Consider the following 14393-nt stretch of genomic DNA (forward strand, 5'->3'; position numbering starts at 1 on the left):
TGCATATCCAATGCATTTCCCGGATATTTTTTATGTGAAAAATGCATATCGACTTGCGCCAATTGCGTCACTTCATCGCTCTGGTTGAGCAACGCAGCTTTGTCGCTGGCGCGCAGGCGGTGAACCTGTCGCAGTCGGCATTCAGCCGCAGCATCCAAGCACTGGAACACAGCGTCGGCTGCCAGTTGGTCGACCGTGGGCGCAAGGAATTGCCGCCGACCAAACAGGGCCATGTGCTGCTCGAACATGCGCGGCGACTGGTCAGCGGTGCGCAGCAGATGGCCAATGAGATCAGCCAGTTCAATGGCCTCGAGGCCGGGGAATTGCGCTTTGGTTGCGGGCCGGCGCCAGCCGCCGGATTGATCCCGCGCGCGATCGGCGCATTCATCGGCCGCTACCCGAAGGCGCGCGTACAGTTTCTGGTCGATGACTGGCAGAGCCTGAGCAAACGCCTGCTCAGCGAAGAGTTCGAATTCTTCGTCGCCGATACCCGGCAATTCGAGGCCGATCCGGATTACCAGACCTACCGCTTGCGGGCACGCAAATGGCATTTCTGCTGCCGCGCCGGGCATCCACTGACGGCGTTTGAACGCATCACTGCCGAGCAATTGCTGAGTTATCCACTGGCGGTCAGCATCCGCCCGCCGAACCTGCGCAAGGTCATCGTCGACCTCAGCGGTCGTCCGGATTTCACCCCGAATGTGGAATGCGAAAACGGTTCGACGCTGTTGAGCGTGGTGCTGCGTTCGGAGGCGATCGGAATTGTCGGCGCGTATTCCGATGCGCTGCATCTGGCCAAGGGTGAGCTGGTCTGTTTGAAGATCGAAGGCCTGGCCGATGATCTGGAGGAGCTGTACACCCGCTACGGCATCGTCAGCCGCGCCGGGTATCGGCTGTCACCGTTGGCCGAAGCGATGATTGAGCAGATCAAAGTGGTTGATGCGGAGGATGAGGAGGTGTGTTCGCTGGAGAATTTTGCTGTCTGAGCTGGCCCCTTCGCGAGCAGGCTCGCTCCACAGGAATACGCATTTCAAATGTGGGAGCGAGCCTGCTCGTGAAGAGGCTGATGCAATCGCTGCATAAAAACCATTCCCCAAATGCACTTGCCGAAAACCTCTACCGACAGCGAAAACCCTCACCTGTCCCACTGACCGGTGAACCCCATGCCCACCCAATCCAACTCCGTGCGCAACGTGCTGTACATCATGTGCGATCAACTGCGCCGCGATTACCTGTCCTGCTACGGCCACCCGCATCTGCACACACCGAACATCGATCGCCTCGCAGCTCAAGGGGTGCGTTTCAGCCGCGCCTACACCCAAGGCACGATCTGCGGCCCGTCGCGGATGTCGGCCTACACCGGGCGCTATGTCAGCAGCCATCAAGTGGCCTGGAACGCGGTGCCGTTGCCGCTGGATGAATTGACGATCGGCGATTACCTGCGACCTCACGGCATCCGCACCGCGCTGGTCGGCAAGACCCATGCGACGGCCAATGTCGACGCCTTGCAGCGTCTGGCGATCAACCCGCAAAGCGCGCAAGCCGAGTTGCTCAATGAGGTCGGCTTCGAACCGTATCTGCGCCACGACGGCATCTACCCCGACGATGCTTCATTCGACGACAAGCGCGAATCCGCGCCCTATACCCAATACCTGCGCGCGCAGGGCTTCGATGGCAAGAATCCCTGGCACGACTGGGCGAACGCCGCCGAAGGCGAGAACGGCGAAATCCTCAGCGGCTGGAAAATGCGTCATGCGAATTTGCCAGCACGAATTCCCGAGCAACACTCAGAGACTGTCTACACTACAAATCGCGCCATCGACTTCATCACCGAGCAAGGCGAGAAATCCTGGTGTTTACACCTCTCGTACATCAAACCGCATTGGCCCTACATCGTACCGGCACCGTACCACGCCTTGTACAGTACGAAATCGATTCTCGAAGCGGTCCGCGCGACGCCCTCCGCAGCCAGCAAACACCCCGTATACATTGCCTTTCGCCAACATGAGGAAAGCCTCAACTTCTCCCGCGATTCAGTACGATTGAATGTAATCCCCACCTACATGGGCCTGATCAAGCAAGTGGATGATCAGTTGGGGCGGCTGTTCGATTTTCTGCAGAGCTACGGGCGTTGGGATGACACGTTGATCGTGTTCACCAGCGATCACGGCGATTTCCTTGGCGATCATTGGCTCGGTGAGAAGGAGTTTTTGCTTGAGCAGGCGGTGGGCGTGCCGTTGATCGTGCGCGACCCTCGGGCGGCGGCGGATGTCACTCGCGGCACTGTCGATGAGCGGCTGGCGGAAACCATTGATGCGTTGCCGACGTTTCTTCAAGCGTTGGGATTAGCGGGCGCGGAACACCGGCTGGAAGGGCGTTCATTGATCCCGTGGCTGCACGGGGAAAATCCCGATTGGCGCCGCTATGCAATCAGCGAATACGACTACGCCTTTCAGGCCCCGGCACGCGAGCGACTCGGCCAGCCGATCGACCGTTGCCGCATGACCATGGTGCGCAGCGAGCGCTGGAAATACTTGGCGTACGACGGGTTTAGACCGCAGTTGTTTGATCTGTTGAATGATCCGCAGGAGCTGAATGATCTGGGTGAGGACCCGGCGTACGCGGCGGTGCGCGAGGAGCATGCGGGGTATCTGTTTGAGTGGATGCGCGGGCTGAAGCGACGGACGACGATCAGCCATCCGGAGATCGATTTGCGCGGGCAGCGGTTTCGTTATGGTGAGCCGGAAACCGAGAAGGTTGTTCAGATTGGTGTGTGGTAGCTGTGATCAAATGATCATTCCCACGCTCCGCGTGGGAACGCAGCCCGGGACGCTCCGCGTCCCAAAACCGGACGCAGAGCGTCCGTTGAGGCATTCCCACGCAGAGCGTGGGAACGATCAATGTGGGAGCGAGCCTGCTCGCGAAGAGGCCAATCAGACGCCGACGATATCCGGACCTTTGATGGTCTGACTTCGCTGCCCACTCACCCCCACTGGCACCTCGCCCTTGAGCGTCACCCGGCGCACCACGCGATCCTGGGTGCCGTAATCATCAATCGCGTAATGCTGCGTCGAGCGGTTGTCCCAGATCGCCACATCTCCAGCCTGCCAGCGCCAGCGCACGGTGTTTTCCTGGCGGATCACATGGCTCTGCAGCAAACCGAACAGGTGTGCCGAATCTGCCTGTGAATAACCTTTGATGCGTTTGACGAAATGCCCCAGCAGCAAGCTCTTCTCGCCGCTGATCGGGTGCACGCGCACCACCGGGTGCTCGGTTTCGTAGACAGTCGAGGTGAAGACTTTGCGATAGCGCTCCAGCTTCTCTGCCGAGACGTCCGGCTTCGCACCGGCGTAGTCGTACTCGTTGCTGTGCACAGCGGTCAGTTTGTCGGCCAGCTCACGCAGCTCGCTCGGCAAGCCGCTGTATGCCGTTGCGGTGTTGGCCCACAGCGTATCGCCGCCGAAGGCCGGGGCGACCACCGAGCGCAGGATCGAGGCTTTCGGGTAAGCGTCGACGAAAGTCACGTCGGTGTGCCAGGAGTTGGCGCGCTGACCTTCGGCGCCGTCCAGCTCGAGCAGGTAACGGGTGCCTTCGCGCGATGGCACGGTCGGGTGTGCCACCGGTTCGCCAAGCAGATGGGCGAAGGCTTCCTGACGCTGATCGTCGAGTTGCGTCTGCTCGCGGAAGAACAGCACTTTGTATTCGACCAAGGCTTGCTGGATGGCTTCGACAGTGGCGGCGTCCAGCTCACCGGACAGATGCACGCCGCGGATTTCGGCACCGATACGACCGGCTACCGGGTGAATTTCCAGCGCGTGAGAAACGGGTTTTACGGCGAGTGCAGCATTGCTCATGGGAAGACCCTCATCGACGGTTTGCGGTTTTGGCGGCAGCGAAACAACGCTCTATCTATATTCCATTTATATCTAATAGATATTCACATGCTTCGTTGACGGAATAAGAGCTTGCATTTAAAACCTCAAGCAACCCTCGTCGCAAATGCCTTCGAGCTATTTTTAGGATGCCGGAAAAGCATATGGATCTTCGCCAGTTGCGCTACTTCATCGCCCTCAACGAACACCGCAGTTTTGTCCGTGCGGCCGACGCCATGGGCATCACTCAACCGGCGTTCAGCCGCAGCATTCAGGGGCTGGAGCAGGAGTTCGGTTGCGTGCTGGTCGATCGCGGCAACAAGGATCTGCGCCCCACGCCCGAGGGCCAGGTGGTGCTGCAACATGCCTTGAGCCTGGTGCAGGGCGCAGCGTTGCTCAGCGCTGAAGTGACGCAAATGACCAAGCTCGACGCCGGCGAAGTGCATTTTGGTTGCGGGCCGGCGCCGGCGGTGAAACTGGTGCCGGATGCGGTGGCGCAGTTCATCAATGCGCATCCGAAAGTGCGCACCTGTTTTCAGGTGGATAACTGGGAAAAACTCAGCCGCGCGCTGAGCCGCGAAGAGATCGAATTCTTCATCGCCGATATCCGCCATTTCGAGTCCGACCCTAATTTCCAGACGCAACCGCTGACGCCCAAGCGCGGGGTGTTTTTCTGCCGGCCGGGGCATCCGTTGCTGGCCAAGGAAAGCCTGTCGACCAACGACATGTTCGACTACCCGCTGGCCGCCACCCTGATCCCGCCGGGCATTCGCAAGCTGCTGGCGAATCTCAGCGGGCGCATCGATTTCTCGCCGACCATCGAGACCGAGCACTTTCCGGCACTGGTCAAAGTGGTGCTGCAATCCAATGCAATCGGCGTCGGCACGGAGGAGGCGTTTATTGAGGATGTCGCCAAGGGTTCGCTGGTGCTGTTGCACTGGCGCAACCTGCCGCAGAACCTCGAAAGCATGAACGCCCGCTGCGGCATCGTCAGCCGCACCGGATTCCGGTTGTCGCCGGCGGCGAGGGCAATGATCGAGACGTTGGTCGCGGTGGATCGGCAGGACGTCAGCGTCGCCGTCTGAAAAACCTTCGTGGCACACGCCGATCGTTCCCACGCTCTGCGTGGGAATGAAACCCGTGACGCTCTGCGTCACAAAGGACGCGGAGCGTCCTCGGCTGCATTCCCACGCGGAGCGTGGGAACGATCTGGAAAGACGCTGGAGATCTAAAGCCTGGCTGCAGAAAGCTCTGGCGCCACCCAATCGCTGACCTTGAACGGCTTGCGGATCAGCTTCTGCTGCGCCGCCAGGTCGACCTTGTCCTGCAGGCCGCTCAAGAACACCGGATCCAGTGTCGACGGGAAAATCTCGCTGAGATTCTGATCCTTCAGATCCTGAGCCAGAATCACCGGCGGATAACTGGCCAGCCCTGATACCAGCTGCACATACGCATCCTTGTTGCTGTCCTGCGTCAGCCACTCGACCGCTTGCTGCTGCGCCTTGAGCAGTTTCGCAATGACCTCAGGATGGGCGTCGACAAACTTGCCATTACCCAGCAACACCGCCTGCACGCTGCCAGCGCCGCCAAGGTCCTTGGTATTGAGCGGCAATTCCGCCAGGCCTTTGGCTTGCAAGGCACTCAGCGCGGAGCTGCCCCACGAGGCATCGATCTGCTTGGCCGCGAGCGCCGAGACCGCCGCGTTGAAATCCAGATTGATGACCTTCAGATCCTTCTCGCTCAGGCCCTGACTGGCCAGCGCCGCATCGAACGACAGTTGCGTTGCCGTTCCGCGAAAGATCGCCACGCGTTTGCCCTTGAGATCCTGCAGGGTCTTGATTCCCGAGCCGGGCACCACGCCGAGGTATTGCTTGACCCCACGCGCCGTGGCGCTGAGCAGGCGCGTGTCCAGACCATTGGATTTGCCGATGATCGCGGCGAGATCGCCGAGATAGGCCAGATCAACCTGGCCATTGGCAAACGCCTCATTGATCACCGGCCCGGCGCCCTTGAAGAAACTCCACTGGATCTTGATGCCCTGCTCGGCGAAGGCCTTTTCGAAGATCCGCTGATCGCGCAGCACATCGACGATGCCGCCGCCGCTGTGTTGAGTGCCGGCGCTGAGGTCGGGCACGGCGATGCGGATTTCCTTGAGTTCTTCGGCTTGGGCGCCAAGCGCAAGAAAGCCTGCAAGCGCCGGGGCGGCCAGCAGGCTGATGATTCGTTTGAAGGGAAGGTTCATGGGTGCGGCTCCTTGATCGCTGAGGAGCCGAAAGTAGGCTGGATGCATACCTTCACTTAAATACTATAAATGCACATTTTTATATCCATATGACCTAAGTGAGGGCGTGTGCGGCTTGCAGCGCGATATGCATTAACAGCATCGAAAATATTCTTCGAATGCATTGGATGCGCGCAAGCAGGCAAGCCTTAAATGGATTCGCTTATCTCCCGATAGCATCTAACGCAAGTTTGTTAGATCAGTTTCATATATGACGAAACCCAGCGTGGGAGCGAGCCTGCTCGCGAAGAGGCAATGCCAGCCGCCATCAATGCTGTCTTAAACAGCCATTTCGCGAGCAGGCTCGCTGCCACATGAAAAGCGGTTCGCCATGCAACCCGACAACGGAGGTCACCCATGGCCCGTCAATCTCTGCTCAGCCTGCCGCTGGCCGCGCCGCCGCTGAAAAGCCGTCGCACCTGGCCGAGCCTGAATCAACGCCTGTTGCCCTGGCTGTTGCCCGTCAGCCTGTTCGTCCTGTGGTGGCTGGCCGCGCGCAATCAGTGGATGAGCGAGCAGATCCTGCCGGCGCCATCGCTGGTGTGGAGCAGCGCTGTGGAACTGGCCCAAGGCGAGTTGTGGAGTCATTTGTGGATCAGCCTGCAACGGTTGTTCTGGGGCTTGTTGGCAGGCGTTTCGACCGGCGCGGTGCTTGGCGCCGCACTGGGCTTCAGTCGACGTCTGGAGCGCCTGGTTTTTCCGACATTCGCCGGATTGGCGCAGGTGCCGACGCTGGCGTGGATTCCGCTGTTCATGGTGTTTTTCGGCATCGGCGAACTGCTGAAACTGATGGTGCTGATCAAGGCCATTGTGGTGCCGGTGACCTTGCACACACTGGTTGGTGTGCGCGATGCACAACCGAAACTGCGCGAAGCCGCCGCCGTGTTGCGCCTGCCGCCGCGCTTGCTGATTTGGCGCTTGGTGCTTCCCGCTGCGCTGCCGGCGTTCATGGCCGGCGTGCGCCTGGCACTCGCTGCCGGCTGGACCTCGTTGCTGGCGGTCGAGCTGCTGGCCTCCAGCGAAGGCATCGGCTATCTGATGGTCTGGGCGCGGCAGTTGTTCATGCTCGACATCGTGTTCGTGTGCATCGTGGTCATCGGTCTGATCGGCGTGGCGATGGATCGCGGCATCGGCCTGCTCGACCGCAAACTGGTGCACTGGCCGCACCCGGCCACCGCGCACATCACACGCGGCCCGCGCTATCAGGGCTGGCAACGCCTGCAACCGTGGCTGTTGCCGCTGGGCTTGTTGGCGCTCTGGCAACACGCCAATGATCAGCACTGGGTCGACGCGAATATTCTGATCAGCCCTGCGGCTGTGCTGAGCACGACATGGGACGGACTGCTCGACGGTACGCTGGTCAACGGCATGGCGCTGAGCCTGAGCCGCACCCTGGGCGGCTTGCTGATCGGTGGCGGCCTCGGTTTCGCCCTGGGCTTGCTCCTCGGCCTGTCACGTCTCAGCGAACGCCTGCTCGGCCCGACACTCGCCGCACTGCGCCAGATTGCGATTTTCGCCTGGGTGCCGCTGCTCACCGCGTGGTTCGGTCTCGGCGAACTGGCCAAGTGGGTGTTCGTCGCTCTCGCCGCCTTCTTCCCGCTGTTCATCGCCACCCAGCGCAGCGTCGCCAACCTCTCGCCGCAACTCAACGAAGCCGCGCAAGTGCTGCGCCTCGGCCTCGGCCAGCGCCTGCGTCGACTGGTCCTGCCCGGTGCTGCGCCGGGGATCTTCGCCGGGCTGCGATTGAGCCTGATCTACGCCTGGCTCGGCACCATCGGCGCTGAATATTTCATGCCGTCCAATGGCGGCATCGGCAGTCAGATGATCGGCGCGCAGCAGCTGCTGCGCATGGATCTGATCATGGCCGGCATGCTGCTGGTCGGCCTCACCGGCGCCCTGCTCAACCTGATCGGCCAACGCCTGGAAATTCGCGCGACCCGCTGGAGACACGCATGAACGCACCAATTGTCAGCTTCAACCACGTAGGCAAATCCTTCGCCGTCAACGGTTTCGAACTGGAGGCGATTCGCGAATTCAACCTGGACATTGCCGAGGGCGAATTCGTCGCCATCGTCGGCTCCAGCGGCTGCGGCAAATCCACATTGCTGCGTTTGCTGGTCGGCCTCGACACCGAGTTTCGCGGGCACATCAGTGTCGATGGCAAGGCCGTCAGCGGCATCGGCGGCGAGCGCGGCATCGTCTTTCAAGAACATCGCCTGTTTCCGTGGCTAACGGTCGCCGACAACATCGGCCTGGGTCTGGTCAATGAACCGCTGAGCGGAGCGCAGAAGCAACAACGCATCAAAGACTTTATCGAGCTGGTCGGCCTCAGCGATTTCACCGCGGCCTATCCGCATCAACTCTCCGGCGGCATGGCGCAGCGCGTGGCGATTGCTCGCGGTCTCGTCGCCAGCCCGCGAATCCTGTTGCTCGACGAACCCTTCGGCGCCCTCGACGCACTGACCCGCCAGCAAATGCAGGACGAGCTGCTGGCGATCCGCGAGCGGGCACAGATCACCACGATTCTGGTGACCCACGATGTCGAGGAAGCGATTTTTCTGGCCGACCGCGTGGTGGTGATGGAGCCGCGTCCGGGGCGGATCAAGCAAGTGGTCGACATCGCCCTGCCGCACCCGCGCCAGCGCAGCAGTTATGACTTCCATCAACTGCGTGAAGAACTGCTGCACGAGCTGACCAGTGATGACCATTACCAACCGAGCGCACCGGTGCAGATCCGCGATCTGCCGCTGACGTTCATTGCCTGCTGAACAGGAGTTTCGCTATGCCGCAACGTCCCAACTTTCTAGTGATTCTGGCCGACGACCTGGGCTTTTCCGACATCGGTGCGTTCGGCGGCGAAATCGCTACGCCGAACCTCGATGCGCTGGCCGAGAACGGCCTGCGCCTGACCGATTTCCACACCGCACCGACCTGCTCGCCGACGCGCTCGATGCTGCTGACCGGCACCGATCACCACATCGCCGGTATTGGCACCATGGCCGAAGCGTTGACCCCGGAACTGATCGGCAAACCCGGTTACGAGGGCTACCTCAACGACCGCGTCGTCGCGCTGCCTGAGCTGCTGCGTGAGGCTGGTTACCAAACTTTGATGAGTGGTAAATGGCATCTCGGTCTTAAGGCCGAACTGGCGCCCCATGCGCGCGGTTTCGAGCGCTCGTTTTCACTGTTGCCGGGCGCTGCCAACCACTATGGTTTCGAGCCGACCTACGATGAGCAAACGCCGGGCCTGCTGAAATCCACCCCGGCGCTGTACATCGAGGACGATCAGTTTGTTGACGAGTTGCCGAAGGATTTCTATTCCTCCGATGCCTTCGGCGACAAGCTGCTGCAGTACCTCAAGGAACGCGATCAGACCCGGCCGTTCTTCGCTTACCTGCCCTTCTCCGCGCCGCACTGGCCGCTGCAGGCACCGGCCGAGATCGTCGAGAAATACCGTGGCCGTTATGACGCCGGCCCGCAAGTGCTGCGCCTCGAACGCCTGGAAAAACTCAAGGCGCTGGGCCTGATCGACGCGGACGTCGAGCCGCACCCGCTGATTCAGCTCAGCGCGCAGTGGGACGCGTTGAGCGATGAACAAAAGCAGATTTCCGCACGAGCCATGGAGGTCTACGCGGCGATGGTCGAGCGCATGGACTGGAACATCGGCCGGGTCATCGATTACCTGCGCCAGCAAGGCCAGCTCGACAACACCTTCATCCTGTTCATGTCCGACAACGGTGCCGAAGGCGCGCTGCTGGAAGCGTTCCCCAAGTTCGGCCCGGAGCTGATGACCTACCTCAACCAGCATTACGACAACAGCCTAGACAACATCGGCCGGGCCAATTCCTACGTCTGGTACGGGCCGAACTGGGCGCAAGTGGCAACCGCGCCGTCACGCTTGTTCAAGGCTTTCACCACCGAGGGCGGGATCCGCGTGCCGGCGCTGCTGCACTATCCACAATTGCCGCTCAAAGGGCAGATCAGCCATGGTTTCGGCACGGTGATGGACATCACCCCGACCATTCTCGATCTGGCTGGCGTGCGGCATCCGGGCAAACAGTGGAAAGGCAAAGCGGTGGCGCCACTGCGCGGCAAGTCGTGGCTGGGCTTCCTGTCCGGCGAGACCGCGCAGGTGCATGACGAGCATACGGTCACCGGTTGGGAATTGTTCGGACGCCGGGCGATTCGCCAAGGGTCGTGGAAGGCGGTGTGGATTCCCGGACCGGTCGGGCCAGCGACCTGGCAGCTTTATGATCTGGCGAGCGATCCAGGGGAGATTCATGATCTGGCGTTGAGTCAGCCGCAGAAACTCACTGACTTGATCGGGCATTGGCAGCGGTATGTGGAAGAGACCGGGGTGATCCTCAGTGCTTCGCCGTTTCAGCCGGATTGAACCAAGATCAAAAGCCCCCCTCACCCCAGCCCTCTCCCCGAGGGAGAGGGGGAAAGGGAGCAGATCTTCATGCTTTTCCAACCTGAGGTCGGCTCGAAATTTCAGGTCGATGTATCCAGCATAAACAGCTAGATCAGTCCCCTCTCCCCTGGGAGAGGGTTAGGGTGAGGGGCATCTGTCAGGCCTCCACCGCCTCCCCGGACACCACTTCCTCATCTCCGCGCACAAACCGGTTCGCCCGGCCAAACGTGCCGAAATCATTGAACCGCACACCCATCTCGCGCATGACCTTGTGCGCCACCGGCACAGTCATCTGACGAATGTAAAACGGCTCCTTGACCACGAAATGATGAATCCCGTGACTGCTGCCGAAGTTGAAGCAGAACGCTTGCAACGGCCACAGCCACCAAGGGTTCAGCACCTGGCATTGCTGCAGCACATTGCCCGGTTCGACGTCGCCGTAGTAATGCATGTTCGAGCTGATGAAGTGCAGGCAAAAAGTGCGCAGCACATTCGGGCCGATGATCACCACGGCGGCGATATCGATTACCTGCATCACCGACAGCGTGGTGGCCGACCATTCGATGGACGAGCCGAGCAAATGCGCGATGCCATTGGCTGCGTGAAAGCCGAGAAACACATACCACGCGCCCCAATGCAGCAGCGCCAGCGGTGCGTAGACCTTGAGCACGCGTTTGCCGATGCTCCACTTGTGTGCCCAGGTCCTGGCGCGGAGCAGGCGGATAAACGCCGACATGACGTTATCGCCAACCATCAGCAGACGGGCAAATCCCCACGGCTCGCCGTTGGTGATTGCGCGCTCTTCCATGTCGGCTTCAGTGCCGGAAACCTTGTGATGGTTGAGGTGCAGATGACGACGGATCCACGGGTTGATTGTGCTCGGCCGCGCCAGCCAGACCAGGCCCATCATCAGGTTGTGCGGCACGCGTTGTTTGCGGAAGTACATGCTGTGGATCAGGTCGTGTTCCAGCTCATGGGTCAGCGAGGCGAAAAAAGCATTGAGCAGCAGGCACACCCACCAAGCCATATGGCCAGTGATGTACAGCGCCGCCGAGCCGATCATCCCGGCCAGCGCGAACGCCAGAATCCCCGCACCAAGGGCATCCTGATGCTGAAGAATCGGGTAGCGCTCACGCAATTGCGCACCTTTTGCCAACACCACTTGGCGAATATGTGCCGAGCGCTGCGCCGCATTCAGTCGTTCAGGGCTTGCAGAAGTACCGTCCATGCTTCCATCCTCGGGTCTAAGATGAATGCATCGTGCCTTGCCGGGGTTCGATCCGCGCTAGCCAAGAACGCCAACCTGTTGACCGGACGCGCCAATCCGCATGAAGGAACCGACCTCCCTCGCCAGCTGGACCCGCGCCTTGCGCAAACAACTCGACGCGCTCGGGCTGGACAGCCTTGCCTTGTGCCAACAGGCCGGGCTCGACCCAGCGCTGATGGACGACCCCAACGCACGCTATCCGCTGTCCGGTACCACGCGCCTGTGGGCACTCGCCGTGCAGGCCAGCGGTGACCCGGCGCTGGGCTTGCGCGTGTCGCGTTTCGTCAGCCCGACCACCTTCCACGCGCTCGGTTATGCACTGGTGGCCAGCGGCAGCTTGCGCGAGGTGTTCGAGCGCATCGTGCGCTATCACCCGGTGGTCAGCGATGCGCTGGAACTGGAGCTGAGCCGCAGCGAAGACCGCTATCAATTCCGCCTGAAAATCCCGCCCGGCAACCCGGCGCCGGCCGTCGAAGCCATCGACGCCTTCGCGGCGATCTACGTGCGCACCTGCCGCAATCGCCTCGGCCGTGATTACGCACCATTGGCGGTGTACTTGCGCCGCCCCGAACCGAGCGACGCCCAGCAATGGCACAAAGTCTTCCGCGCGCCGGTGCATTTTTGCGCCGCCGAAGACCGCCTGGAATTCGCCCTCGGCGACTTCGACAGCCACCTCGACGACGCCAACCCGGAACTGGCCGAACACAACGAAGCCGTACTCAAACGCACCCTCGCCCAGCTCAAACCGCTGACCTGGGAGCGCAAGGTGCGCGATGCCATTGAAGAACAACTGCCCGAAGGCGAACCGAGCGCCGAACGCATCGCCCAGGCCTTGCACCTGAGCCTGCGCAGCCTGCAGCGGCATCTGGCGGATGAGGGCTGTCGCTTCGACACCCTGCTCAACGAAAGCCGTGAAAACCTCGCGCTGCTGCACCTGCGTGACCCGCAGTGCTCGTTGAGTGAAGTCAGCTATCTGCTGGGGTTCGCCGACACCAGCAGCTTCAGCCGCGCGTTCAAGCGCTGGACAGGAATGACGCCGGGGCAGTTTCGGGATCAGTTGCGCTGAGTTTCAACTGTTGCGCAGGCTGCGCGCCAGACCGGCCGACCATTGTTCGATCATTGCAGCGCCCACCTCCGCGAAGGCAGGATGATTTGCGCTGTACTCCGCCATTTCGCCCATCGCTTCCTGCACACCGTGCGCGACCATATGCAGTAACTGGTTACAACGCGCTTCACTCAGATTGCAGGCCGTACGACCAAACCTGGTAAGCATTTTATGCTTGGGCCACGCCTTCGAACCGCCCAACAGCAGTGCCATGCTATCGCTCTTGATGTACACCGACGTGGTGATGATGTCGTATGCCGGAGCCAGCCTGATCAATGAGTGCTCGCCACAATCCTCATAGAGCACGCCAAAGTTTTTCAGGTGGGCATCGCCGTTTTTCAATGCCGCCGATAAAGCGACAATCTTGAAGAAAGCTTCCAGTGCGTGCTTGAGCAATGAGGGCGAAACAAACGCCTTGATCTGCCGTGCGACTCCTTCGTAAGAGCCGTCGTATTTGGCCTTCGACGGCCAGCCGTTGAGCACGCAAAAGTCTTCGAAACCGAGGTATCCGGTGTCGCTCAAGTCAAAACGCTCGATGACGAGAAATTTGCCATGCTCGCTGAGTTCGAAATGCGGCACGTCGAGGCCACAAAGTTGCGCAGCGCGCATGCAGAAAAATTCGTTGGTTGCCAGCTCGGGATACTCTTCGGCACGAAAGGCTTTGACCAGATGAGTCGAGCCTCGGTGCGTCAGTCGGTCTATTGCAGCGGCACTGTCACGCACCAATACTTTGGGCTGCACGCCTGAAACCCCGGAATACTGCCCGTAAGTCTGCAAAAGATCTTCGAACAAACCTTGCGCACCATCATGAACCAATAACTCAGCGAGCGAGGTTTCAGGCGGACGATCAATTGTCGATGCGCTCGTGATCGAAAGACGTCCGAGTTGATGCGGGCCGACGATACCTAGCAAAGCGAAGTCATCGAAGCCGCGCACGGCTTTGCTGAACCGCCGCATCAACTCATCGCGCAACGCACCCTCAGGCAGGTTCATCTCGAATATCGGATGGATGCCGCGTTCACAACCATAACTTTCCAGGCGTGTCGGCATGGTCAGCGAAACGGCATTTTCATCAATCGCATCGTCCCGATAGCTGAACACGCTGTCGACACCTGCGTTCCCGCGCCCCAATCTTCCAACCTCGTGGCCGCCGACGCAGACTTGCAAGCGGTCCAATACCTCAGTCATGGAAGTTCACCTTGCGCAGCGTGTCGAGTGTCGGACGTCGAGAGGCGCGGGGGATTGCGGCCAATTCGTAGCCGAATCCGTTAAGAATGGCTTCGACTTTGCGCAAACCGATTTCCGAGATTGTGTTGTTTTCAATCCCCGAGATTGTTGCGCGGCTCATGCCGTATTGCTGCGCCAAAGCTTGTTGGGACAGCTTTTCAGCCTTACGCAAGCTTCTGATCAACTCGCCAATTTTCTCCATCACCGCCCCAAATGCATTTTTTACA

The 14393-nt window shown here is 60.5% G+C and carries 12 protein-coding genes; 7 read left to right on the forward strand and 5 right to left on the reverse strand.

All coding sequences use genetic code 11. The features are described 5' to 3' along the window. The first annotated feature begins 41 nt into the window (after window positions 1–41). Together D8U82_RS22355 and D8U82_RS22360 are read left to right on the forward strand one after the other, a co-directional pair. The gene (locus D8U82_RS22355) at window positions 42–986 is read left to right on the forward strand and encodes a LysR family transcriptional regulator (RefSeq protein ID WP_016772227.1); all 945 of its coding nucleotides are present in this window, start codon (window positions 42–44) and stop codon (window positions 984–986) included. 177 nt (window positions 987–1163) lie between these two features. Continuing rightward, a complete protein-coding gene (locus D8U82_RS22360) occupies window positions 1164–2780 on the forward strand; it encodes an alkaline phosphatase family protein (RefSeq protein WP_130902967.1) in 1617 nt (538 codons plus the stop codon). A 153-nt stretch (window positions 2781–2933) separates the two neighbouring features. On the opposite strand, the gene D8U82_RS22365 is transcribed toward D8U82_RS22360, so the two are convergent. Then, the gene (locus D8U82_RS22365) at window positions 2934–3854 is read right to left on the reverse strand and encodes a TauD/TfdA family dioxygenase (protein ID WP_024011146.1); all 921 of its coding nucleotides are present in this window, start codon (window positions 3852–3854) and stop codon (window positions 2934–2936) included. Window positions 3855–4036: 182 nt separating this feature from the next. Here D8U82_RS22365 and D8U82_RS22370 point away from each other — a divergent pair, with 182 nt between their 5' ends. After that, window positions 4037–4957, forward strand: a complete 921-nt coding sequence (locus D8U82_RS22370; protein ID WP_038860809.1) for a LysR family transcriptional regulator — start codon at window positions 4037–4039, stop codon at window positions 4955–4957. A 143-nt stretch (window positions 4958–5100) separates the two neighbouring features. Here the strand turns inward: D8U82_RS22370 and D8U82_RS22375 are convergent, their stop codons facing one another. Continuing rightward, entirely contained in the window at window positions 5101–6114 is a 1014-nt protein-coding gene (locus D8U82_RS22375) for an ABC transporter substrate-binding protein (RefSeq protein WP_130887580.1), read from the reverse strand. Window positions 6115–6510: 396 nt separating this feature from the next. Between D8U82_RS22375 and D8U82_RS22380 the strand changes: the two genes are divergently transcribed. From D8U82_RS22380 to D8U82_RS22390, 3 genes are read left to right on the forward strand one after another with little or no spacing between them, the layout of a single operon-like run. Continuing rightward, complete coding sequence (locus tag D8U82_RS22380) at window positions 6511–8109, forward strand: ABC transporter permease subunit (protein ID WP_130902968.1); 1599 nt, start codon at window positions 6511–6513, stop codon at window positions 8107–8109. Then, a complete protein-coding gene (locus tag D8U82_RS22385; RefSeq protein ID WP_130902969.1) occupies window positions 8106–8921 on the forward strand; it encodes an ABC transporter ATP-binding protein in 816 nt (271 codons plus the stop codon). Before D8U82_RS22380 ends, D8U82_RS22385 begins: the two co-directional genes overlap by 4 nt. A gap of 14 nt (window positions 8922–8935) precedes the next feature. Then, complete coding sequence (locus tag D8U82_RS22390) at window positions 8936–10546, forward strand: arylsulfatase (protein WP_130887577.1); 1611 nt, start codon at window positions 8936–8938, stop codon at window positions 10544–10546. A 178-nt stretch (window positions 10547–10724) separates the two neighbouring features. Here the strand turns inward: D8U82_RS22390 and D8U82_RS22395 are convergent, their stop codons facing one another. Then, window positions 10725–11795, reverse strand: a complete 1071-nt coding sequence (locus tag D8U82_RS22395) for a fatty acid desaturase (RefSeq protein ID WP_130902970.1) — start codon at window positions 11793–11795, stop codon at window positions 10725–10727. 100 nt (window positions 11796–11895) lie between these two features. Here D8U82_RS22395 and D8U82_RS22400 point away from each other — a divergent pair, with 100 nt between their 5' ends. Further along, window positions 11896–12900: an AraC family transcriptional regulator gene (locus D8U82_RS22400; protein ID WP_125918259.1), complete on the forward strand. Its 1005-nt coding sequence runs from the start codon at window positions 11896–11898 to the stop codon at window positions 12898–12900. A gap of 3 nt (window positions 12901–12903) precedes the next feature. On the opposite strand, the gene D8U82_RS22405 is transcribed toward D8U82_RS22400, so the two are convergent. Continuing rightward, on the reverse strand, window positions 12904–14127 hold the full coding sequence (locus D8U82_RS22405; RefSeq protein WP_016772237.1) for a type II toxin-antitoxin system HipA family toxin: 1224 nt from the start codon (window positions 14125–14127) through the stop codon (window positions 12904–12906). Further along, window positions 14120–14368 carry a helix-turn-helix transcriptional regulator gene (locus D8U82_RS22410; RefSeq protein ID WP_016772238.1) on the reverse strand — a complete coding sequence of 83 codons (249 nt, stop codon included), beginning with the start codon at window positions 14366–14368 and terminating at the stop codon, window positions 14120–14122. Before D8U82_RS22410 ends, D8U82_RS22405 begins: the two co-directional genes overlap by 8 nt. Window positions 14369–14393 lie beyond the last annotated feature (25 nt).

Source organism: Pseudomonas sp. Sample_23 (genome assembly GCF_004307595.1).
GTDB lineage: Bacteria > Pseudomonadota > Gammaproteobacteria > Pseudomonadales > Pseudomonadaceae > Aquipseudomonas > Aquipseudomonas atacamensis.

Coding starts and splice junctions, on each gene's coding strand:
- D8U82_RS22355 (WP_016772227.1), top strand. CDS start 42: ATGCATATCGACTTGCGCCAATTGCGTCACTTCATCGCTCTGGTTGAG.
- D8U82_RS22360 (WP_130902967.1), top strand. CDS start 1,164: ATGCCCACCCAATCCAACTCCGTGCGCAACGTGCTGTACATCATGTGC.
- D8U82_RS22365 (WP_024011146.1), bottom strand. CDS start 3,854: ATGAGCAATGCTGCACTCGCCGTAAAACCCGTTTCTCACGCGCTGGAA.
- D8U82_RS22370 (WP_038860809.1), top strand. CDS start 4,037: ATGGATCTTCGCCAGTTGCGCTACTTCATCGCCCTCAACGAACACCGC.
- D8U82_RS22375 (WP_130887580.1), bottom strand. CDS start 6,114: ATGAACCTTCCCTTCAAACGAATCATCAGCCTGCTGGCCGCCCCGGCG.
- D8U82_RS22380 (WP_130902968.1), top strand. CDS start 6,511: ATGGCCCGTCAATCTCTGCTCAGCCTGCCGCTGGCCGCGCCGCCGCTG.
- D8U82_RS22385 (WP_130902969.1), top strand. CDS start 8,106: ATGAACGCACCAATTGTCAGCTTCAACCACGTAGGCAAATCCTTCGCC.
- D8U82_RS22390 (WP_130887577.1), top strand. CDS start 8,936: ATGCCGCAACGTCCCAACTTTCTAGTGATTCTGGCCGACGACCTGGGC.
- D8U82_RS22395 (WP_130902970.1), bottom strand. CDS start 11,795: ATGGACGGTACTTCTGCAAGCCCTGAACGACTGAATGCGGCGCAGCGC.
- D8U82_RS22400 (WP_125918259.1), top strand. CDS start 11,896: ATGAAGGAACCGACCTCCCTCGCCAGCTGGACCCGCGCCTTGCGCAAA.
- D8U82_RS22405 (WP_016772237.1), bottom strand. CDS start 14,127: ATGACTGAGGTATTGGACCGCTTGCAAGTCTGCGTCGGCGGCCACGAG.
- D8U82_RS22410 (WP_016772238.1), bottom strand. CDS start 14,368: ATGGAGAAAATTGGCGAGTTGATCAGAAGCTTGCGTAAGGCTGAAAAG.